Source organism: Flavobacterium crocinum (assembly GCF_003122385.1).
GTDB lineage: Bacteria > Bacteroidota > Bacteroidia > Flavobacteriales > Flavobacteriaceae > Flavobacterium > Flavobacterium crocinum.
This window is the reverse complement of record NZ_CP029255.1, coordinates 3,432,454-3,456,481: the sequence shown is the minus strand read 5'-3', so window position 1 is coordinate 3,456,481 and position 24,028 is coordinate 3,432,454. Positions and strand designations below refer to the sequence as shown.

Below are 24,028 nucleotides of genomic sequence, written 5' to 3'. Positions count from 1 at the left end.
TTTTTTTAATTAAAAGCTAAAATCAACACCAAGTGAGTACGTTTTAAGATTTGGGAAAGCACCATTATCTACACCTCTTTCGAAAATATTACCATTTGTAAATTCAGGATCTAAACCTTTGTATTTTGTAATGGTAAGAATGTTTTGCGCTGATAACGTCAATCTCGCTCTTGTAATACCTGAATTCTTTAAGACACTTTCAGGCAAATTATATCCAAATCCGATGTATTTTAATCTGATAAAATCTCCGTTTTCTAAGAAACGATCACTGTCTCCTCTTGAATTTAGTGTAGAACCTTTTGTTACTCTAGGAAAATCGGTATTAGGATTTTCTGGTGTCCAAGGCTGAATACCAGCTCTATAATTACTGTTATCATCAAATCTGTCGACAACACTTCTAAATCCATTGTAAACCGTTGCACCGTGTGAAGCGATCCAGTTCATAGAAAAGTCAAAACCTTTGTATTCTGCTCCTGCATTTAAACCCATTTCAAATTCCGGCCACGGACTTCCCACAATAGCTTTATCTGTACTTGTAATTTGCCCGTCTCCATTTACATCCTTAAAACGAATATCTCCAGGAACAGCATTTGGCATAATCACCTGACCATTAGCATTTTTGTAATTATCAATCTCCTGCTGGTTTTGAAATAATCCATCTGTCTGCAATACATACCACATTCCTACTGGCATTCCTGCTCTTGTGATAGTGTTTCCGGAAATGTTTTCATTTTGACCATTTCCTAACGAAACCAGTTTGTTATTTACTTTGGTAAAGTTGATTGAAGCATTAAAAGAAAAATCGTTGATTTTTTTGCTGTAAGCCAATTCCAATTCAAGACCTTTATTTTCCACAGTTGCGGCATTAGAAATTGGATTTCCGCCATCATTTCCTGTTGTCAATAAAATTGGGAAACCAAACAATACATCATCTGTCCTGGCAATAAAATAATCAGCTGTAAAACGTAAATCATTATTTAAAACCGCTAAATCTAATCCAAAATTGGTTTGTTTTAATTTTTCCCAACGCAGCTGTGAATTCGATAATTTCACCTGAGCAGCAGAAGAAAACAAATTCTGATCGTTACCTAACACAATAGCTCCAAAATTGTTTACGAAGCTTTTGTACTCATAGTACCCAATATTTCCAGAACCTAATTCTCCATAACTCGCTCTCAATTTTAAATCTTTAATGAATTCAGATTTAAAGAAAGATTCGTTGCTTACTCTCCATCCTGCTGAAACAGAAGGAAAATTACCCCATTTATTTGCATCACTAAATCTTGATGATCCGTCACGTCTTAAAACAGCATTTAATAAATAGCGATTGTCATAGTTATATTCAATTCTTCCTAAATAAGATGCAAGAGCAGCTTCGTTGATAAAACCACCAACTACCGGCGAATCTCCCTGATTTAAAACTTCATAATACTGTCCAGTTCCGGAATTCATTGGGAGATTTCTCTTTGTTCCATAAATCTGATCGTACCTGTCCTTTTGAAAAGTCTGACCAACTAAAACTGTTACATCATGTTTTCCAAATTCTTTTTTGAAAGTCAAAGTATTTTCGAACAATGTAGTCTGTGATCTTCCTTTATTCTGATCTGTCTGAGATGGATCGATCGGTTGGTTTAAAGTCCAGTTCCCAACTTTTCTCATGAATTTATAAGAATCAAAACTGGTCTCGTAACCAAAATTGAAACGATATTTCAGCCAAGGAGCAAATTTTAATTCAGACCAGATGTTTCCTCTAATTCTGAAGTTTTCGTTTGTAGTGTTAGCAAAGTCAGCAATTGCCAAAGGATTTGTACCAAAAGTGTCTGCAACACCTTGTTTCCCGTAACCATATCCTCCTGGATTTGAAGGATCGTAAAGCGGAATTGTAGGCGTCATTCTATAAACATCAATAATTGGGTTTCCAGACATTTCATCTGTTTTAGAATTACTGATCGCTAAATTTTCTCCAATACTGAAAATTCCCTTTGTACCGCTTGAATTGACACGGAATGAAATTCTGTCAAAATCGGTTCCCACAACAGTTCCCTCATTTCCAAAATAATTTCCAGACATAAAGAAAGTAGAATTTTCGTTTCCTCCAGAAAAACTAGCGTTATAGTCCTGAATCATTCCAGTTCTGAATGTAGCATCCTGCCAATCCGTATTTACTGCCATGTTTAAGTTCTGTCTTGGTAATCCAGCGTTATCATACGCCATATTGTTCCATTTGGCAAACTCCTCCGTTCCCATTAAATCGTAACGAGGCATGATTTGAAAACTGCTTTTTGCAGAAACTTCAACTTGCAGCGGTCCTTTTTTCCCTTTTTTAGTAGTAATAATAATTACACCATTTGCAGCTCTTGAACCGTAGATAGCGGCTGCCGAAGCATCTTTTAAAACCTGAATACTTTCAATATCATTTGGGTTAAAATCTCTGTTGGCAGTAGTAACTAATCCATCAATTACATAAAGCGGATTAGTACTTTGAAGATTTTTAAGTCCACGAATCTCTATATTCGCTTCCTGCCCGGGACGTCCGCCACCGCGAACTTTAACCCCTGTAACTAAACCTTGCAATCCGTCTGCCACTGTAGTAACCTGACGTTTTTGAATTTCTTCCGGTTTAACCAAGGAAACAGCTCCGGTAAGGTCTTTCTTTTGCTGAGATCCATAACCTACCACAACAATCTCGTTGAGTTTCATGGCATCTTCTTCTAAAGTAATATTGATTGAAGTTCTATTGTTAACTGCAACTTCTGTCGTTTTGTAGCCTTGCGAGCTGAAAACTAATGTTTGATTCCCGCCGACTGCAATTTTGAAGCTTCCGTCAAAATCTGTAGCGGTACCATTTTGTGTTCCTTTTATTAAAACATTTGCAAAAGGAATCGATTCTCCCGATGCGGCTGTTACTTTTCCCGTAACAGTAATCTGTTGGGCAAAAGCGGGCTGCAGTAATAAACTAAAGAAAACTAAGAGGTAATATCTCTTCGTTAAAAAGTGAGTGAGCTTTGTTTTCATTGATTTTTGCATTTTAGATAGTTTTATTTCTTTTTGTGGTTTGGTTGATGAAATATTGTTTTTTTAATCGTCCGGAAGCCGAACAAGTAAAGAATCAATATTGTCTTCTCGTAATAAATTGTTCATTTTGTTTCAAAATTGTTAATGGTTAGGTTTTTCAAACTTTATTTTATTGATAGTATATTTTTAACCTTAAAATTTTATCAATATCGTTTATTTGAAAATTCAAATTAGGCGCTTTTTATTCAAAATAAAATGCTTCATTTGTGTCAATATCTCTCGCAAATGATTCAAATTGTACAAAAAAGGTCAATATTAACAAGCCTTGCAACATTTTGTAGAATATTGAGACGATATGCAGAAACATTGATTTTAGTCTAAAAAACAACCTTATGCGTAAATTCTTTCTTTTTTTATTTTTGAGCATTTTTTCGATACATTTTTCGAATGCTCAGGAATATTATTTTAAACATTTTCAGGTCGAAGAAGGACTTTCTAACAATACTGTACTAACCTCATTACAAGATGATGACGGTTTTATGTGGTTTGGAACTAAAGATGGTTTAAACCGTTTTGATGGGTATCGCTTTAAAACGTACAGAAGTAACGGAGATCCGATTCACAGCCTTGGGAGCAATTATATTCAGTCTCTTCATGAAAATAATGGTACGATTTGGGTTGGGACTGATAAAGGTTTGTACCATTATGATAAAAAGCAGGATCGCTATTCTATACTAAATGAGGCTATTAATGATCGTATCAATGATATCAATCACGATCAAAAAGGCAACATTTGGTTCATTTCCGGCAACATTTTGTATCGATATGCACCAAATAGTAAAGAAACGACCACTTTTAATCCGAACAAATATTTTGTTTCTACTTCTATTACGAGAGATTACAAAGGCGAAATCTGGGCTTCTTCCTTAAATAAAATCTATCATTATTCAGAAGAAAATCATTCTTTTGAAAATATCACACTCATTCCTCCTGCCAATAAAGCTAATTTCAGAATTACGGTAATTTATGCTGTTGATCCGGAAAACATCGTAATTGGAACACAGGATGACGGTGTTCTGATTTACAATCGAAAAGACAAAACAACAAACGAGTTAAAATTTGATATTAAAGATCCCGTTTTTGTACGTCAGTTTAAGAAAAGAGGAAATGATGAACTTTGGATTGCCAGCGAATCCGGGGTTTATGTTTACAATTTAAAAACAAAAACGGCTGTAAATCTTAAAAAGAATTACAACGATCCATACGCAATTTCAGATAATGCGGCCTACTCTATTCTGATTGATAAGGAAAACGGCGTTTGGATTGGAACTTATTTTGGCGGTGTCAATTATCATCAAAAACAATATACACAGTTTAAAAAATACTTTCCGCAGAAAGGCCAAAATTCCATTAGTGGAAGCGCTGTCAGGGAAATTCATAAAGACGATCATGGCGATTTATGGATTGGAACAGAAGATGCGGGCGTAAATCGCTTTAATCCAAAAACACAGCAATTTACTTTTTATCCGGTTTCTTATTATAATATTCATGCTTTAATGCCCAGAAAAGACAAAATCTGGATCGGAACTTTTGAGCATGGTTTAGATGTTTTGGATCGAAATTCCGGCAGAGTTTTGAAACATTACAGTGCTAATGACGGAAGCGGTCTGCACAGCAACTTTATTTTTTCTTTTTATGAAATGAAAAATAACGATCTGATTGTCGTGACTACATCTGGCCTTTACCGATATAATGAACAGGCCGATAATTTTGAAATCCTGAAATTCTTCCCTGAAACTTTTCATTATACCAATTTTAAAGAAGACAGCGACGGTAATCTTTGGGCAGGAAGTTATCGCGATGGTTTATTGTTTTATAATCCGAAGACCAAAAAGAAAGAGGTTTTTACGTATGATTATAAAAATCCAAACGGAATCAGCAACAATACCATGAATGCTATTTTTGAAGACAGTTCCAAAAATTTATGGATTGCGACTGAAAACGGTTTAAATCTGGTGGATCGTAAAAAACATACTTTTACCAAGTTTACCACCAAAAACGGAATGCCGAGCAACGTTTTCTATTCCATTTTAGAAGACGATGCTAAGAATTTATGGCTGACAACTTCTAAAGGTTTAGTAAAATTTGGCCCGGACCATAAAACTATCAAGATTTTTACCACTGCAAATGGTTTATTGAGCGATCAGTTCAATTACAATTCGGCTTTTAAAGATGCAAACGGCGATATGTATTTTGGAAACCTCAACGGAATGATCAGTTTTAATCCGAAGCATTTTACAAAGAACAAATACACTCCTTTTATATACATCACGAATCTTCAAATTAACAATAAGGACATTGAAGTAAATAGTCCCGACTCGCCTATTGAACAGTCTATTTCGTTTCTTGATGAATTAAAGCTAAATAACAGTCAGTCGTCTTTTAATCTAGAGTTTGCTTCACTAAATTATACTGCTCCCGAATTGACCGAATATTGGTATCAGCTGGAAAATGTCAATAATGACTGGGTTTATTTGGGTAGAAACAATAAAGTTTTCTTTACAGAACTGGCGCCTGGCGATTATGTTTTTAAAGTGAAATCGCTGAATAGTTTTGGCGTTTGGAGCAAAGAAGTAAAATTGAAAATCACGATTCTACCGCCGTTTTATGCCAGTACTTTGGCTTATATTCTTTATTTCATATTAATCTGTGCCGGGTTTTATTACATCATTCGTTATTCTCAAAATCTGACTCAGATTAAGAATAATCGCAAAATCAAACATCTGAATGACGAAAAAGAAAAAGAAATCTATCAGGCTAAAATTGATTTTTTTACGAATGTAGCACATGAGATCAGAACGCCTTTGACTTTAATAAAAGGACCTTTAGAAAAACTTTTAGGCATGGAATACGAATCGAAAGAAGTACCTCAGCATCTTTCGATTATGAAAAAAAATACTTCCCGCTTATTGAAATTGGTTAACGAATTACTTGATTTTAGGAAATCGGAAATTGGCGGATTGAAACTGACTTTTGTCGAGGCCAATATTTCGTCGATGGTTCGAAATTTTCATCTAAGATTCAGTCAGTTAATTGAAGAACGGGGACTTCAGTTTGAATTGGAATTGGGCGAAAAAGATATTTTTGCTTTTGTAGACAAAGAAGCTTTCAAAAAGATTTTGAGCAATCTCATCAATAATGCTATCAAATACTCAAACGAAAAAGTCATCATTTCTTTGTTTCGAGATGAAAAGAAACTGACTCTAATTGTAAAAAATGACGGAAATGTGATTCCGATTCATTTAAAAGATAAAATTTTCGAGCCTTTCTTTAGAGTGGATGACAGCAGTACAGCTTCGGGAACTGGAATTGGGCTTTCGCTAGCGCATTCGCTGGCACAATTGCATAACGGAAATTTGAAATTAGTTGAAGATTTAGATTATAACATTTTTGAATTGACCGTTCCCTTACATCAGGAACAGGAATTTATGCTTTATGCCTATTCTAAAAAAGAGGAAGAAGAAACCGAAATCCCAAAAGAGACTGTTGAAGTCAAAAACGAAAAAGCACAGATTTTAGTTGTAGAAGATAATGAAGATCTTTTGAGTTTTATTACTACTGAATTGGCTGGAACTTACGCTATTTTAAAGGCTGAAAACGGCGAAGAAGCACTAAAAATTATTCATAACGAAAACATTCAACTCGTAATTTCCGATGTTTCGATGCCCGTTATGGACGGAATTACGATGTGTAAAACCATCAAAACCAATCTGGAAACGAGTCATATTCCGGTTATTTTATTGACGGCTAAAAACTCACTGAAATCACAAATTGACGGACTTGAAGTGGGTGCCGATGCTTATATCGCGAAACCATTTTCTATGGATTACTTAAAAGTGCAGGCCAATAATCTGATCGAAAACCGAAGACAGATTATGAATTATTATGCAAGTTCACCGCTTTCACACATTAAAAGCATCGCACACAATAAAACGGATGAAAAATTCCTGAAAAAACTCGACGACGAAATCCTGAAAAACATTACCGATCAGGATTTGAGTGTAGAATCGCTTGCCGAAATCATGAATATGAGCCGTTCGACCTTATACCGAAAAATCAAAGATATCACGAATCTAAGTCCGAACGAACTCATCAATATCGTACGCTTAAAACGTGCCGCGGAATTATTATTGAATGAAAATTATAAAATGTACGAAATAGCAGAAATGGTAGGTTACAAATCACAAACGAGTTTTGGTCGAAATTTCCAAAAGCATTTTAATATGTCGCCATCGGATTATATTCAAACGAATAGATAATGGGATAATGTGTCAATTAGAAAATTAGATAATGAGAGTAATTGATCAATTGACTAATTCGAGAGTCTTTTATAAATATAGCCTGCGGTTTCAACCGCAGGAACACAACGCATATCACACAACGTAATGCTGGACGTCCACGCGGTTGAAACCGCGGGCTATGTTTGAAAATAGGACTTTTTAGTTACCTCTCCGTAACCTTTAAAATAAAATATAACTCAAAAAACCTGCGTTTCTTTGCTAAAATCCTTTGCTCCCGATAGTTATCGGGATTGCGGTTAAAAAAAATTATCTAATTCCCAACAACAAATACAATTCCTCCTTTTTATTCAAAGCCACAGAAATATTTTTACCATCAATCAATTCAATCATATTTCCATTTAAGCTTCTGACCGCTTCCAGATTTAGAATAAAAGAACGTTGAACGCGAAAGAACATTGGGAGTTTCAATACCTCTTCCATTGATTTAAGTGTTCCTAAAGTAGTGTAAGATCCTCCGTTAATAACAAATTTCAGATAATCGCCCTGCGCTTCTACATAAAGGATTTCATTTAATAAAATCTTAATCAGTTTTCCTTCCGATTTAATAAAAATACGGTCTGGATTGATTTGGTGTACAGAAGTCGTTTTCTTTAGCGAAAGATATTCTTTGGCACGATTTACCGCTTTCAAAAAACGATCAAAACGAACGGGTTTTAAAAGATAATCTGATGCGCCTGTTTCAAATCCTTCTAAAGCAAAATTGCGGTGCGCCGTTATAAAAATAATCACAGGTGGATTCGTAAGTGATTGTACCAGTTCTAAACCAGTGAATTTAGGCATTTCAATATCGCTAAACACAATATCAATTGTATTTTCGTGCAAGTACATTAAAGCTTTTGCAGGTTCTCCAAAAGAAGCTTTTAATTCTAAAAACGGAACTTCGGCAATAAAAGATTCGATAATATCTCTTGCAATTGGTTCGTCATCAACGATTATGCATTTCAACTTTTCCATTACTTTCTTAAAACTATTTTTAGATCGACTTTAAAGGATTTTTCCAGTCTTTTAATTTCTAATTCATATTGATTTGGGTACAATAATTCCAAACGTTTACGAGCGTTCTCTACTCCTATTCCGCCGAAATTATCCGTTGTGAAACTTTCATCAAAATCATTCTCTAAACTGAACCAAAAGGTGTTGTTTTTAATTTTAATATCGAGTTTCACAAAAGCATTTTGAGTACTTTTTAATCCGTACTTAAAGGCATTTTCTATGAAAGTAAAAGTCAATAACGGTGCGATAAAAAGTCCTGCAGTTTGATTTTCTCCTTCAATATCAACCTGAATATTGGCTTCATCAGCATAACGCATTTTTTCTAATGCGATGTAATTTTTAATAAAATCCAGCTCTTTTTCTAAACGAACGATTTCAGTATTCGATTCATACAAAGTATAACTCATAATATCCGAAAGGTTCAGAATAATTTCCGGAGCGAGATTGTCTTTTCTAACCGTCAAACCATAAAGATTATTTAGTGTATTGAATAAAAAATGCGGGTTTAACTGTGCCTTTAGAAAATCTTTTTCCATTTGAATATTCTGAATTTCCAATGCCATCTTTTCTTTCTCTACCTGAAATTTCTTGTGGTACAGTTTTACAATTTCAACCAAAATTTTAGCAAAACAAAAAGGAGAAAGCAATGAAATAATAATGATTGTCTGCGAAAGCATTCTTTTTAAAGAAACAGCTTCAAGAAAAGTCTGTTCTGCACTCATTTTGATAACGCCTTTTAATTCTCCAAAATCAACTTCAAGTCCCAAAGCATAATACAAAAGGGAAATAAAGTACGTAGAAGCCATCCATACAAAAATCGAAATCGGAAAAACCAATATTAAAAACACTATAATTCTGGTTTTGCTTCCCGAGAAAATCTTTGGAAGCAAAAGATAAAACAGCATATAAAAAACAATAATATTGACCAAAGCCATTCTGACAGTAAGTAAAAGAGCATCAAAATACACCAAATGATAACCGATTACATAACTCAAAAACAGTAAAACAGAAAATCCAAGCCACATTAAAATGTGCAGTAAAACCCGATTTCTTTTGGTCAAAAACTGATCAAAGTTTAAGGACGCTACTTTATCTAAAAAATAGCCCGAGGCAGTTGTGGTATTTGGCATGTAGTACAATTGTAAAGCAGTTTCAAATATAATTTATTTTTTTCTTGTTGGTATAATATTAAACACATAGAAACATAGTTTTCTTTTAGGTTAAAAGCGTTTCACTTGTTTAAAATACACATAGTATTGCGTACAGAGCTTTGTCAAAGTTTTAAACTTTGACAAAGCTTCATTATCTTTAAGTGCATCTATGTGTGAAAAACTAGTTTCTTTCTCTATTCTTTTTTAGACAAACAAATGACTATGTTTCTATGTGTTTAAAAATGATCCACACAAAAATTATAAAATTCTAATTAAAGCGTTGATCAAATTAATGGCGTTATGCCCCAAAATAGAATAAATCAGATTCCCTGAAAAACATCTCAAAACACCTACGCTTAAAGACGAAATCAGTGTAAGATAAATGATCGTGACAAGGTCAAACTTTAAATGCAAATCCTGGTCTAAAACCATTCCGTGTCCTACTCCAAATAAAACAGTTACAATAACAAACGACCAGCCGAATTCGATTCCGCGATAATTCCATTTTGGTGCAAAAGCTTTGTTTAAAAGCCATAACAAAATTCCTCTAAAAGCAATTTCTTCTGTTAATCCTGGCATTGTAGCCTGAAAAAGGAAAGTTTCTAAATCGAACGATTCGCCTTTTGGAAATAAGATCATTTTAAAAATAACATCAAATAAGGTAAATCCCAGAAAAAACAGTAATCCAAACTTTAATCGTGCTTTTGAATTGGTTTTAGATGTAAATCCAATATTAATTCTTTCTTCTTTGGAAACTGAAAAGATAATAATCAAACCTAAAACTAAACTCAGGATTTTTCCCGACCAATTGAACTTTAAACCAAGCGATTCGAGCGGTAATAATATCTTTCCGTATTGCTGTAAATATATATCGCCAAGAAAATAAAGAATAAAAAAAGCAACGTATTTAAGGTTTGATTTTTCGGTTTTAAAATGGGCCAATACTAAAAGTGGCGAAATAACTAAAATCCAGATAAGCGGTGATAATGGTGACATATTTTTGATTTTTAAGGTTTTAATTTGAACCAAAAGTATATCGGGAGTATATTAATTAAAATTGTGATCGGCAGAACATAGTATCTGCTCGGTGAAAATGTGATTTTATCCGATAGAAGTTACTTTTTTGTAACGCAAAGTTCGCAAAAGATTTTCGCAAAGGACGCAAGGTTTAGGTAGTTCATTTTATTTTAAAGTTCGCAAAGATTCTCAATTTTGTGTATAAATCTTTATAATACAATTTTTCACGCTTGAAACAAAAAAGCTCTAAATCGAAATTTAGAGCTTTTGTTATTTGTAAAATGAATTAAACTAGTCCCATTTATTATTTTTAGAAACAGCATATTTTCCTGCCCCTGTAAAAAACAGAGCAACGGCACCAAAAAAGTAAAGCATTAATAATTCTAAAGCATATCCTCCGTGTTCGCTAATCGAAAAAATATCCTGAGCGTGTGCCACTGCAATCGCTACAATACAGGTAATAGCAAGAAGAACCGCTGCAATTCTGGTACGGAAACCTAGTAAAATAGCAATTGGAGCTAAAACTTCGCCAATATAAACAGCATATCCAAATGCGCCCATATTGTCTACAAGGAAAGAAATTCCGTGCATCAGTTTTGCAATACCGTGGAAAAGCATTAAGCCTCCAATGCTGATTCTTATTAGTAATAATCCAAGGTCTGTGTTTTTTGAAATCATAACAATTTTGTTTTGGGTTTAAAAAAATGAAATACAAATTAGGCTTGTAATTCGGCTAAAATACAAAAATTGTTGTGATTCAAATAATACTATTTAAAATTATTCTAAATAATTAATTGAATGTAAAATATATTTAAACACATAGAAACATAGTTATTTGTTTGTCTAAAAAAAGGATAGAGAAAGAAACTAGTTTCTAACACATAGTTTGCTATGTGTATTAATGCAAATAAAATGCCTTTACACAATTGCTAAGACTATGTTTCTATGTGTTTTAAATTACATTCAATGCATTTTTCAACAAATAGAAAACCTTAAAAAGAGAACTTTTTAGAATTTAACAGCAATTTTTCCAATCGTTTTTCCTGATTCTAAAAGTTGATGTGCTTTCTTTAGATTATTAGCTGTAAGTCCATCTAACGTTAAATTCAAGGTCGTTTTCAATAAACCATCGTCCAACAAATCAGCAACAATATTGAGAATATTATGTTGTTCAATCATATCTTCTGTTTGGTACATGGAACGTGTGTACATCAATTCCCAAGAAAAAGAAACGCTTTTGCTTTTCAGTTTATTTAAAACAACAGGTTCAGCACTTCCGGTAATTGAAGCGATATGTCCCTGTGGTTTAATCAGTTCAACCATTGTATCCCAATACGCATTGGTATCAACAAAATCCAGAATAAAATCAACATTTTGGAAACCTGCTTCTCTTACCGAAGTCACTAAATCTTTATGATTTACAACAAAATCAGCTCCCTGTTGTTTACACCAATCAATAGTTTCAGGGCGCGATGCAGTTGCAATAACCGTTAATCCTGCGATTTTCTTCGCCAGCTGAATCGCAATCGAACCTACTCCGCCTGCACCTCCAATAATTAAGATGGATTTTCCTTTGTCTTTCTCTGCATTAATTCTGATTCGGTCAAACAAAATTTCCCAGGCAGTTAAAGCCGTTAACGGAATTACTGCCGATTCTTCAACGCTCAATGATTTTGGTTTTCTGCCGACAATTCGTTCGTCAATAATCTGATATTCAGCATTACTTCCTTGTTTGGTAATATCTCCGGCATAATACACCAAGTCACCTACTTCAAACAAAGTGACTTTCTCCCCTACCGACTGCACGATTCCGACTGCATCCCAGCCGATAATTTTCGGAGTTTCCAAAACGGTATCTTTTGCAGCGCTCTGGCGAATTTTAAAATCAACCGGATTTACTGAAATGGCATCGATTTTCACTAATAAATCGTGTGCTCCGGGTATTGGTTTCGCAGTTTCAAATTCAATAAAACTGTCTTTTTCTTCTATAGATAATGAGGTTTTAAATCCTATTGCTTTCATCTCTTTTAAATTTTGGTTTAAAATATAGTAACAAAGATAATTGCTGTCCCGGTCTTAATGTTGGTATATATTGGGACTAAATTTGTATATTTTTTTCAAAGATACTAAGAGGCTAAGTTGCTGAGAGGCTAAGTTTTTTTTGGTTCACGCAGATTTAAAAGGATTTTAGCAGATCTTTTTTTAATCTGCTGAAATCTGCAAAATCTGCGTGAAAAATATATTAACCAACTAGATTTTCACACAAAACCCGCACAGTTTGTCATCCTGACGAAGGAAGGATCTCCGCAAGAAACTCTACAAAGATTGGCGATTCACTATGTGGAGCTACTTACGAAGATCCTTCCTTCGTCAGGATGACAAGATTGAGAGTAAAACAGCAATGGTGAAAGCTAAGCTTCTATGTGTTTAAATAAAACTCTAAATTTGTTTTATCAAAATTTCCAAATATGAATATCAGAAAAGCCAAAAAATCAGATTCCAAATATATTGCACCTATATTATTATTAGCAATGGAAGATATTGTCTATAAGTTTTTGGCTAAGAAAGATTACGCTTCCGCTAAAGACTTTCTGGAATATTTCATCGAAAGAGAAAACAATCAATACTCTTATCAAAATTGTTTTGTGGCTGAGGAAAATAGCGAAATCATTGGAGCAGTTAATATTTACAATGGTTCTGATATAGAAGCTTTACGAAATCCAATTGTAGAATATGTCAGGGCACATTATAATCCGGAATTTAATCCCGAGTTTGAAACACGAGCGGGAGAATTTTACATTGATTCATTAGGCGTAAATCCAAATCATCAGGGAAAAGGAATTGGTTCTAAACTGCTGGTTTTTCTCATTAATGAATATGTACATCAAAACAAACAAACTTTAGGATTATTAGTAGAAGAAGATAATCCGCTGGCAAAGAATCTTTATCTGAAACTCGGATTTAAAATTGTGGGCGAAAAAACTCTGGTTGGCAAAAAACTGGAACATCTTCAAATTGGTAATTCATAATTCTGCTTTCGCTAAAGAAAATCATTAAATTTAAAATCCAAAACAAACTACAATGAGCCTTAATACTGTATTTGAATCTAATTATAAAAAACTGGGATTTCTGACTCTGGATGCGGAAACCGTAGAAGAAATTAATAGTGACGAATACAAAGCCTACATTAAGGTATTATATCTTCCGGAAGATTACTTGGTTACAATTGATTTTAAACAATACCAAACCAAAAGTCCTTCCCTTTTTTTCATCAACAGCAATCAATATCTGCAGATTAATGAGGAAGGAAAAAAGCAGGGTTATTTTATGTACTACAATCGTGATTTTTATTGCGTACAAATTCACGATGCCGAAGTAGCCTGCGACGGATTGTTATTCAATAATATATTCGAAATGCCGATGACCACTTTGCCAGATAAAGAGGTTTTATTTATTGAAGGCATTTTCAATCAGATTCAGGAAGAGTTTGTTTCTCCCGATTCTTCGCAGGAAGAAATGATTCGAACGTATTTGAAACAACTTATTATTAAAGCAACCCGAATCTGGAAAATTCAGCAATTGGGTATTTTAAATGATGAACCTTCAAAAGAAATGGATTTCTTCAGGGATTTTAGCCGATTGGTCGAAATTCATTTCAGAACCAAACATACCGTTGCCGATTATGCCGATATTTTGGGCGTTGCTCCGAAAACACTTTCAAATAAATTCAATCGTTTAGAGCTGACACAGCCTAACGATATTATAAAAGACCGTATTATTCTGGAAGCTAAAAGGCTTTTAGGTTATTCTGCATTAAGCGTAAAAGAGATTGCCTACCAACTCGGATACGAAGATCCGGCCTATTTTAACCGACTTTTTACCAATAAAGTCGGCGACACTCCATCGAATTTCAAGAAAAAATACCTTCAAGGGAAAAATGTACAATTAGAATAGACTTTTATCCATTTTCATAGGCTTATTACCGCAATATCTTTGTCCTATCAAATTATAAATGATAAAACAATAAAGATATGAAACGTAAAGCACAAGCCGTTTGGAACGGTGACATTAAAACCGGAAAAGGAACTCTTACCACAGACAGTACCGTATTAAATCAAACTCAATATTCTTTCAACAGCCGTTTCTCAGACGGTATCGGAACTAATCCTGAAGAATTATTAGCCGCTGCCCACGCTGGCTGTTTTACTATGAAATTAAGCTTAGACTTAACTACAGCAGGTTTCACAGTTGACGAATTAGCTACTCAATCTACTATTACTTTAAACGACGGAAAGATTACGCAATCTCTTTTAGTGCTAAACGCTAAAGTTCCGGGAATTTCTGAAGAAGAGTTTTTAAAAATCGCTCAGGGCGCCGAAAAAACGTGTCCGGTGAGTCAGGCTTTTTCTTTCGAAATTGTTTTACAGGCAAATTTAATCAACTAAACATCAAAATCTTATAACAAATAACATACATTATGAAAACAATACAATCAATACAAAGAGGTATATTTATAGTTACATTATTAACTCTAAATACAATAGCTATGGCACAAGAAAGACCATATAAAGGACAAAATGACCCAGAAATCTTTACAGAGGTCCGCAGCTTTTTAAATGCATTAAATTCAGGTGACGGAAAACCATTAGAACAGTTATCTGTAGCAGATGCAAGAAATGTTTTAGTTGGCGCTCAGAAATCGGTTGAAGTAGACTATTCTGGCATCGAAGAAACTGAAAAAGTAATTTCTCAAAACGGCTTAAAAGTAAAAATTCATATTACAAAACCTAAAGGAGCAAAAGCAAATGCCCCAGTATTTATCTTTATTCACGGTGGCGGATGGGTTTTAGGAGATTATCCAACACATAGAAGATTAGTAAGAGATTTGGTTGTAGAAAGCGGTGCAGTGGCAGTTTTCCCAGATTATACTCCTTCTCCAGAAGCTAAATATCCAGTTGCGATTAACGAAATTTATGCTGCAACACAATGGGTAGCCGAAAACGGAAAAGAAATTGGCGTAGACAGTAAAAACCTTGCGGTTGTTGGAAACAGCGTGGGCGGCAACATGACGGCTGCGATTACTTTAATGGCTAAAGATAAAAAAGGCCCACATATTAAATTACAAGTTTTATTATGGCCTGTAACCGATGCTAATTTTGAAACTGAATCTTATAATTTATATGCCAACGGACGTTTCTTAACTAAAAACATGATGAAATGGTTTTGGGACAACTATTTACCTGATACTGCTAAAAGAACAGAAAAATATGCTTCTCCATTACAAGCTAGTTTAGCAGAATTAAAAGACTTACCTCCTGCTCTGGTACAAACTGCTGAAAATGATGTTTTAAGAGACGAAGGCGAAGCTTATGCCAGAAAGCTTAATGAAGCTGGAGTTCCTGTTACCTTAACAAGATACAACGGTTTGATTCACGATTACGGACTTTTAAACCCGATAGCAAATGTACCTGCTATTCAGACAGCTGTACAACAAGCCGCAATTGTGATCAAAACGACACTTAAATAAGAATTTCAAAACAAATTGAAAAAGAAGTTTTCTCAAAAGGAAAGCTTCTTTTTTTGTAAGCTTTAGAGAAGCGACATATTTCTATAATATATGTCGCTCCTCTGGAGCTTTTATCATTTGTTATATTGAAATTCTATAAATATTTTGCCCCGCTGGGGCACTGCTGATAAAATAATCTTTATAAATTTCCAAATCCCAAGAGCTCTTTTTAGTAAGCTTCAGAGAAGCGACATATTTATAGAAAACAATAAAAGATCAAATGCAAAGCTCCGGAGGAGCGACATATTTATAGAGAAGAATAAACGGCTACAACAATAAGCTCCGGAGGAGCGACATCTATTATGGATCGTATAAAAAAATGTCACTCCTCCGGAGCTTTTGTCATTTGTTATATTGATATTCTATAAATATTCTGCCCCGCTGGGGCACTGCTGATAAAACAATCTTTATAAATTTCTATATAATCTAAAGAGCTGTTTTTTGACACATTCCTTTTTTATACATTTTATCGGATATTTTAAACAATTTGACGATAATTCTGTCGTTATAAAAAAATAACTCCGCAATTTCTATCTCTTTTGGAGAAAATTTGCTGGAGAAAATTGAAATAAAAAGTATAAATCAGAATGAAAAACATAACAATATTAGAAGCAGGTTTAATTTTAAGAATAGTATTAGCGATCACCATGCTTTCAGCTGTAGCTGATCGATTTGGAATCTGGGGAGCACCAGGCTCAAACGGAGTCGCTTGGGGAAATTGGGAAAATTTTGTAGTTTACACCAACACTTTAAATCCTTATACAAACAAATCTACTGCTGAAATTCTGGGTGCCGCTGCAACTTTTTTTGAAGTTATATTAAGTCTGCTATTATTATTTGGCTTTAAAACCCGAATTGCCGCCTTAGGAACCGCTTTTTTATTATTCTTTTTCGGTTTCGCAATGGCCGTTTCTGTTTCTGTAAAAGCACCTTTTGATTATTCAGTCTGGACTAGCGTTGCTGCGGCACTTTTGCTTGCTAATATTGGAAAAACAGCTTTCGCGGTTGACAATCGCATCTAATTTTTGCTCTACTTAACTTTGTCAAAGTTTTAAACTTTGACAAAGTTTCCAGTCAACTAAAAAACATAAACCCAAAACAACAAAATATTTTTAAGGTATATTTAAGGTCATAAAGCTGTTTCGAACAAATTTGTATTCGTAAATTAGCAAATACAAAAACACACTTTAAATGACAATACTTACCTTTACCCTGATTATGATTTTGGGAGCCTTTCTTGCAGGCTTTATCGGTTCATTATCAGGCTTAGGAGGTGGAATTATAATTATTCCGCTTCTTACTATTATTCTTGGAGTCGATATTCATTATGCTATTGGAGCCGCTTTGGTTTCGGTAATTGCAACTTCTTCCGGCTCCGCTGCTGCTTACGTTAAAGAAGGAATTACTAATATGAGAATGGGAATTTTTCTCGAAATCGCAACTACAATTGGTGCGGTTTGCGGTGCTCTACTTTCTACCATTGCTCCTACTTCGTTTATTGCAGTTTTATTTGGACTAACCTTGATTTTCTCGGCAATCAATTCTCTTCGTAAAAAAGAAGAACATATCGTTTTAGAGTCAAGTCCATTGGCTAAAAAATTAAAATTAGAAGGAACTTACCCTACTCACGACGGCGAAGTTGTAAAATACGGAACCAAAAATGTAATTGGAGGTTTCAGTATGATGGGCGTTGCGGGAATGATGTCGGGTTTACTCGGAATTGGTTCCGGTGCTTTTAAAGTAATTGCGATGGATAACATTATGCGAGTTCCGTTTAAAGTATCTACAACAACCAGTAATTTTATGATGGGAGTTACCGCAATGGCAAGTTCTGTAATTTATATTCAAAAAGGATATATCGAGCCTGGAATCTGTATGCCTGTCGTAATTGGCGTTTTGTTTGGAGCTATGGCTGGTGCCAAAATATTAGTGCGAACAAACCCGAAGAAATTGAGAATATTTTTTGCGTGCCTGATTTTTGTTTTGGCTGTAAATATGATTTATAACGGACTAAATGGAAAAATCTAATATGGTACAAGAAGAAAAATTTGGAGAAAAAGACTTTCAAACCATCATCGGGAATTTACTTCGCTATGGTGTCTGGATTTCGTTATCAGTCGCTTTTATCGGTGGAATCGTTTATCTAATGAACCACGGAAGCCAAATTGAAGATTATTCTGTTTTTACAGAAAATGACCGAAATATATTTGAAGTAATCGCTGCAGTTTATAACGGAACCATTAGCGGAGATGGAGCATCGCTAATTTTTACCGGAATTATTTTCCTTTTCTTAACTCCGGTCTTACGTGTTTTACTATCTCTTTTTTCATTTTTACTGGAGAAAGATTATTTATATGTTGGGATTACATTGATTGTAATCATTATTATAATTATTAGTATTTCATTCGGCTTTTCACATTAGTAATTTTAGATTTTAGAATGTAGATTTTAGATTTAAACTTTGACATTGAAATTGATATTGACATTGAAATTTAAAACATGGAAATAGGAATAGACAGTTTTGCTTCGGCAATGTACGGCGACAACAATACTCTTAGTAGTGTTGATGCTATGGAGCAGTTATTGCAAAGAATCGAATTTGCAGATCAGGCTGGTCTTGATGTTTTCGGAATTGGAGAACATCATAAAAAAGAGTTTCTGGATTCTGCTACAGCTGTTATTTTGAGCGCAGCTGCAGCTAGAACAAAAAGCATACGTTTATCAAGTGCTGTAACCGTTTTAAGCGCAGCAGATCCTGTCCGCGTTTATCAAAGTTTTGCGACTTTGGATTTGATTTCTAAAGGAAGAACCGAAATTGTTGTCGGAAGAGGTTCTGCTATTGAAGCCTATCCGCTTTTTGGATATGATTTGAGAGATTATGATGCTCTTTTTAAAGAAAAACTAGAATTGCTTCTTCAAATTAGAGATAATGAATTTGTAACCTGGAAAGGTAAATTCCGTCCGGAACTAAATGATCTTCCTGTTTATCCAAGAGCACTACAAGAGAAATTACCGATTTGGCTTGGTGTTGGCGGTACTCCGGAATCTTTTATAAGAGCAGGTTCGCTTGGTCTTCCGTTGATGGTTGCTGTCATAGGTGGACAAACACATCGATTTAAACCTTTGATAGATTTATATCGGGAAGCCGGAAAAGCCGCTGGCTTTAAACCGAACGAATTAAAAGTCGGATTGCATTCACCTGGATATGTCGGAACAACGACAGAAAAAGCAGTCGAAGAATACTATCCCGGTTATGCCGAATTGTGGACGAAACTAGGATACGAAAGAGGCTGGCCGCCGGTAACAAAAGGCAAATTTGACGGATTAATAGATGATTTAGGAGTTTTAATTGTCGGAAGCCCAGAACGAGCCGCTGAGAAAATCCTTCGTCACAGTGAAGCCCTTGGAGGTGTGGATCGTTTTACTTTTCAAATGGACAACGCAGGACTAACACATAAACAATTGATGAGCGCCATAGAATTAATTGGAACAAAATTGATTCCACTGATTAGAAAGGGATAGTCTTTTGCCACAGATTACACAGATTAAAAGGATTTTTTTATTTATTTCAATTTTAATAATGTTTGTAATTAAATTTTTCACGCAGATTCAAAATGATTCTTTATTATCTCAACAATCGAATAGCGTCCAGCTTTAGCCGGATGAAAAAAAGAGAAGAAAATAGAAAAGGCTTTAGCCAAACTAATAAAGTTTGACTAAAGCCTTTTTCAATCTTTATTGGTCACCTTCAGTTAAAACTGGAGGTAATTCAAAAAAAAACTCTGAACCTTTGTTTCTTTGCAACTTTGTAACTAAAAAAAACTAGAATTTGTAAGTCACACCCACTCTAAAGTTTCTACCTGCTTCTGCCTGCCAGTAATAAGCTTGCAGCCACTCGTAGTAAGAACCACTGTAAAGATATTTATCCAGAATATTAAATACATTTGCTGTAACTTTTACCTTTCCGATTTCGTAAGATAGACCTCCGTCCAATTTAAAATAAGTTGGTAATTTTTCAAGACCTTCACCCCATGTATCAGTTTGGCGTCCGTCAAGGAAAGTTCCCCCAATTGAAGCTCCTAATCCTTTTACTTTACCAGATTGAACAGTGTAATTCAGCCACGCATTTGCTGTATGTTTTGAATATCCGGGAACAATAGCTCCCACATTAATACCAGTTACATTAGATTCGGTTACAACAGATTCAGTAAAGGCGTAATTTGCTATAAGATTAAGTCCGTCAAATATTTTTCCTCTTAAGTCAAATTCAATACCCTGAGCTCTTTTTTCTCCCAAAATCATAGATAACGGTTTTTGAGGAGTACTATTTGGATCTGCTGTTAATTCATTTTTCTTTATAATTCTATAAGCTGATAAACTCGTATTCCATGCACCGTCAAACCAATCTTTTTTGACACCAAATTCTAAATTATTACCAGTTAACGGTCTCAATTTACCATTTGTAACTTCGGCAGATTGAGGTAAAAAAGCCTGATCATACAATCCGTAAACTGCGAAGTCTTTAGTAATAGAATAACTAACACCTGCACGAGGAGTAATATGACTGTCTTCTTGAGGATCTTGATAACTGCTGGTCATTTTAATCCAGGTATATCGTGCTGCAAGTGTTACTCTTAATCTGTTTTGAAAAAATCCAAGCTCATCCTGAATATAACCAGCAGCATATTCTGACCCATAAAGTCCTCCTGCTCTTTGACTAAGAGGCGTATCATGATCAAATTGCGGGAAACCATTCGAAGGAGTTCCGTAATTTGGATTAAAAATATTAAAAGGATTAGCAGCGGTATCAAGGTCATGAGATTGTCCCCAATCTGCCATATAATCTTTATCTCCCAAATCTATTCCTCCTAAAATTTTATGACTTACAGATCCTGTATTAAATTTACCGTTTACAAAAATCTGCCCTAAAAACATATTACTATCTGCATCCCAGATACCTACATTTCTAATAATATCTCCATTACCAATAGGTCCATTAGCCGTTGTTGACGGACCTACAGCAGATGGCCACGAACTGTATCCTTGCTGGATGTATTTGAAATAAGAAGTCTGAGCTGTCAATTTCCAGTTGTCATCAAATTTGTGTTCAAATTGTAAATAACCACTATGATCCTGAATATTGGTATCCGGCAAACCTGGCGCTGTCATAGTGAAATTACGTGGCATAGTAGCATATCCGCCTGCTTTTGGTCCAAATACATAATAAGAACCAACCTCAGTCATATTTGCATATTGAAAGTTGTATTCAAATGTCAATTTTGTTTTGTCATCAAATTGGTATGAAATTACCGGTGCAATTACATAGCGGTCATTATGTTCGTAAGGACGGAACGAACCTTTCTTTTGTGCAGCTCCGTTAAAACGATATAATAATTTTCCTTTTTTGTCTAATTTCCCATCAAGATCTAAACTTACCCTATAGAAATCGTAGCTTCCTACTATAGCACTCACCTCACCTTTTGTCACTCCTGTTGGCTTTTTAGTTACCACATTATACAATCCGCTTGGATCTCCGCTGGAAAGCATAAAACCTGCCGGTCCTTTTACAAACTCTATATGATCTACAAAACTCATATCTTCTGTTAATGGTCCCCAGTAAGAAGAAACTACATTAAAACCATTTCTAAAAGCCTGAATTTGAGAACCACGCATTGTAATATTAGTATATAAATCGCCCCAGTGTTCCAGACGTACAGCACCACTCACGTTACGAATAACTCCGTCACTCATACTTGTAATCTGTTGATCTTTTAAGGTTTGTCCACTTACAATCTGCACGTTTTGAGGAATCTCTAAAACCGGAGTCTGAAGACGCAATGACATCGAAGGTTTATCCTGCTTGTATTTGTTTTTTGTAATGACAACTTCCTGAAGATCCTCCTGACTTTCGTTTAAAGCAAAGTTTTTGGTTGTAGTTTGTTTTGCCGTTACAACAATATTCGCTTCAACCGGAGAAATTCCAACTGCACGAACTACAATGGTATAACTACCCGGTTTTACTCTTGTAATTTCATATTGTCCTGAAACGGTTGTAACATCTGAATATTTTGTTCCTTTTAGAGTTACAGAAATATTTTCTGCGGCAGTGTTACCACTTAAAGAAATTTTTCCGGCTACTTTTCCAAACTCCTGCGCCATCATGTTTAAGGAACACAAAAGAAGAGCAAAAAAGTAAACTCTCTTACTAAAAATTATTTTCATTTTGGTTTGATTTTAAATTGCTGCGCAAAAGTAAATTCAAATATTCGGTTTTCCAAATTATTCTTAATCATTCTAAATAAATATAACAATTTGAAATTAATTAACCAGAAAATAATAAGTTGCCATACTATTTCTAAGTCATTTCCTGATAATATTAATCTATATTAACTTCTAAACAAAATTCTCTTTCTATCTTTATATCTCAAAAAACCAAAAACAGATTAATCCAATAAATTACTGATATGAAATCTGATACCATAAGAAAAGTAGCTATCGTAGGCTATAATAGAATTCCTTTTGCCCGTGCCAATACCGCTTACGCCAATGTTGGAAACAAAGAAATGATGACAGCTGCCTTAAATGGTCTTATTGATAAATACCATTTAAAAGGAAAATTATTAGGCGAAGTTGCCGGCGGTGCTGTAATAAAACATACTTACGACAATAACTTAATCCGCGAATGCGTAATGAAAACGAGCCTAGATCCTGCAACTCCAGCCTGTGATTTACAACAGGCGTGTGATACCGGAATTGAAAGCGCTGTTTATATTGCTAATAAAATTGCTTTAGGACAAATTGATTCTGGAATTGCAGGCGGTGTAGATTCTATCAGTGATATGCCAATTGCGGTAAGTGAAAAACTTCGAAAAATTTTATTAGAAGCCAGACAAGCCAAATCTTTAGGCGGAAAGATTAAAACTTTTTTAAAACTTCGTCCATCAGATTTAAGTCCACTGGTTCCTAAAAATGAAGAATCTCAAACCGGACTTTCAATGGGTGGACACACTGAAATTACTGCAAAACACTATAAAATCTCAAGAGAGGAACAAGACGAATTCGCATTAAAAAGTCATCTGAATATGGCAAAAGCGTATGACGAAGGTTTCTTTGATGATATGATTACTCCTTTTAACGGATTAGAAAAAGATAATAATCTGAGAAGAGATTCTACAATAGAAAAATTAGCCAAGCTAAAACCCGCTTTCGACAAAGTTAACGGTACTTTGACAGCAGGAAACTCTACTCCTCTTACAGATGGCGCTTCGTGCATCCTTTTAGCCAGTGAAGAATGGGCAAAAGAAAACGGACTTCCTATTCTGGCGTACATTACATTTGCAGAAATTGCAGCAATTGAATACGTTAAAAATCAGCAAAATCTTTTATTGGCTCCTTTGTTTGCCGTTTCCAGAATGCTCGAAAAAGCAGGTTTAAATCTTCAGGATTTTGACTATTATGAAATTCACGAAGCTTTTGCCGCTCAGGTTTTAGCCACTTTAAAAATATGGGAAAGCCCAAAACTAAGCGAATCTATTGGTTTAAAGAAAACTTTAGGCGCTATTGACAGAGAAAAACTAAATGTAAAAGGAAGCAGCCTTGCAGCCGCGCATCCGTTTGCAGCCACCGGAGGAAGAATTATTGGGGTAATGGCAAAACTTCTTAACGAAAAAGGATCTGGGAAAGGCCTAATCTCAATCTGTGCCGCAGGCGGACAAGGTGTTACAATGATAATCGAGAAATAATTCTCTATACTTTTCAAAGCATTTCGATTTAATTTTATAAATCTGCGGTATCTGCCAAATCTGCGGGAGTAAATTTTGCTCGCAGATTTGGCAGATACCGCAGATTTTTTTTATGCCTATTAGTTAAAACTGGTTTTACTGCAAACAACTAAAATATACTTAAAGTTCATTTTAGGCTAAATA

17 protein-coding genes are annotated in these 24,028 nt (G+C 34.8%); 10 read left to right on the top strand and 7 right to left on the bottom strand.

What is annotated here, in order from left to right; translation table 11 throughout:
* Window positions 1–9 precede the first annotated feature (9 nt).
* Entirely contained in the window at window positions 10–3,015 is a 3,006-nt protein-coding gene (locus tag HYN56_RS15485; RefSeq protein WP_109194824.1) for a SusC/RagA family TonB-linked outer membrane protein, read from the bottom strand.
* Between the two features lie 392 nt (window positions 3,016–3,407).
* On the opposite strand from HYN56_RS15485, the gene HYN56_RS15480 reads away from it, so the two are divergent.
* Window positions 3,408–7,334, top strand: coding sequence for a hybrid sensor histidine kinase/response regulator transcription factor (locus HYN56_RS15480; RefSeq protein ID WP_109193003.1), 3,927 nt, complete (start codon window positions 3,408–3,410; stop codon window positions 7,332–7,334).
* Between the two features lie 288 nt (window positions 7,335–7,622).
* Here HYN56_RS15480 and HYN56_RS15475 read toward each other — a convergent pair whose 3' ends face one another.
* From HYN56_RS15475 to HYN56_RS15455, 5 genes are all read right to left on the bottom strand, one after another.
* Window positions 7,623–8,330 carry a LytR/AlgR family response regulator transcription factor gene (locus tag HYN56_RS15475; protein WP_109193002.1) on the bottom strand — a complete coding sequence of 236 codons (708 nt, stop codon included), beginning with the start codon at window positions 8,328–8,330 and terminating at the stop codon, window positions 7,623–7,625.
* Entirely contained in the window at window positions 8,330–9,499 is a 1,170-nt protein-coding gene (locus HYN56_RS15470; RefSeq protein ID WP_109193001.1) for a sensor histidine kinase, read from the bottom strand. The genes HYN56_RS15475 and HYN56_RS15470 overlap by 1 nt, the downstream gene beginning before the upstream one ends.
* A gap of 279 nt (window positions 9,500–9,778) precedes the next feature.
* Window positions 9,779–10,516: a CPBP family intramembrane glutamic endopeptidase gene (locus tag HYN56_RS15465; protein WP_109193000.1), complete on the bottom strand. Its 738-nt coding sequence runs from the start codon at window positions 10,514–10,516 to the stop codon at window positions 9,779–9,781.
* A gap of 312 nt (window positions 10,517–10,828) precedes the next feature.
* Entirely contained in the window at window positions 10,829–11,215 is a 387-nt protein-coding gene (locus tag HYN56_RS15460) for a DoxX family protein (RefSeq protein WP_109192999.1), read from the bottom strand.
* 330 nt (window positions 11,216–11,545) lie between these two features.
* Window positions 11,546–12,559 carry a zinc-binding alcohol dehydrogenase family protein gene (locus HYN56_RS15455; protein ID WP_109192998.1) on the bottom strand — a complete coding sequence of 338 codons (1,014 nt, stop codon included), beginning with the start codon at window positions 12,557–12,559 and terminating at the stop codon, window positions 11,546–11,548.
* A gap of 446 nt (window positions 12,560–13,005) precedes the next feature.
* On the opposite strand from HYN56_RS15455, the gene HYN56_RS15450 reads away from it, so the two are divergent.
* From HYN56_RS15450 to HYN56_RS15415, 8 genes are all read left to right on the top strand, one after another.
* Window positions 13,006–13,566: a GNAT family N-acetyltransferase gene (locus HYN56_RS15450; protein ID WP_109192997.1), complete on the top strand. Its 561-nt coding sequence runs from the start codon at window positions 13,006–13,008 to the stop codon at window positions 13,564–13,566.
* Window positions 13,567–13,618: 52 nt separating this feature from the next.
* Window positions 13,619–14,491: a helix-turn-helix domain-containing protein gene (locus HYN56_RS15445; protein WP_109192996.1), complete on the top strand. Its 873-nt coding sequence runs from the start codon at window positions 13,619–13,621 to the stop codon at window positions 14,489–14,491.
* 77 nt (window positions 14,492–14,568) lie between these two features.
* Window positions 14,569–14,982: an OsmC family protein gene (locus tag HYN56_RS15440; RefSeq protein ID WP_109192995.1), complete on the top strand. Its 414-nt coding sequence runs from the start codon at window positions 14,569–14,571 to the stop codon at window positions 14,980–14,982.
* A 32-nt stretch (window positions 14,983–15,014) separates the two neighbouring features.
* Window positions 15,015–16,064, top strand: coding sequence for an alpha/beta hydrolase (locus HYN56_RS15435; RefSeq protein WP_109192994.1), 1,050 nt, complete (start codon window positions 15,015–15,017; stop codon window positions 16,062–16,064).
* Window positions 16,065–16,690: 626 nt separating this feature from the next.
* On the top strand, window positions 16,691–17,125 hold the full coding sequence (locus HYN56_RS15430) for a DoxX family membrane protein (RefSeq protein ID WP_109192993.1): 435 nt from the start codon (window positions 16,691–16,693) through the stop codon (window positions 17,123–17,125).
* 169 nt (window positions 17,126–17,294) lie between these two features.
* The gene (locus HYN56_RS15425) at window positions 17,295–18,131 is read left to right on the top strand and encodes a sulfite exporter TauE/SafE family protein (protein WP_109192992.1); all 837 of its coding nucleotides are present in this window, start codon (window positions 17,295–17,297) and stop codon (window positions 18,129–18,131) included.
* Entirely contained in the window at window positions 18,118–18,525 is a 408-nt protein-coding gene (locus HYN56_RS15420; protein ID WP_109192991.1) for a DUF1634 domain-containing protein, read from the top strand. The genes HYN56_RS15425 and HYN56_RS15420 overlap by 14 nt, the downstream gene beginning before the upstream one ends.
* 77 nt (window positions 18,526–18,602) lie before the next feature.
* The gene (locus HYN56_RS15415; RefSeq protein WP_109192990.1) at window positions 18,603–19,625 is read left to right on the top strand and encodes an LLM class flavin-dependent oxidoreductase; all 1,023 of its coding nucleotides are present in this window, start codon (window positions 18,603–18,605) and stop codon (window positions 19,623–19,625) included.
* Window positions 19,626–19,925: 300 nt separating this feature from the next.
* Here HYN56_RS15415 and HYN56_RS15410 read toward each other — a convergent pair whose 3' ends face one another.
* A complete protein-coding gene (locus HYN56_RS15410) occupies window positions 19,926–22,325 on the bottom strand; it encodes a TonB-dependent receptor (RefSeq protein WP_109192989.1) in 2,400 nt (799 codons plus the stop codon).
* Between the two features lie 242 nt (window positions 22,326–22,567).
* Here HYN56_RS15410 and HYN56_RS15405 point away from each other — a divergent pair, with 242 nt between their 5' ends.
* The gene (locus HYN56_RS15405; RefSeq protein WP_109192988.1) at window positions 22,568–23,845 is read left to right on the top strand and encodes an acetyl-CoA C-acetyltransferase; all 1,278 of its coding nucleotides are present in this window, start codon (window positions 22,568–22,570) and stop codon (window positions 23,843–23,845) included.
* The last annotated feature ends 183 nt before the right edge of the window (window positions 23,846–24,028 follow it).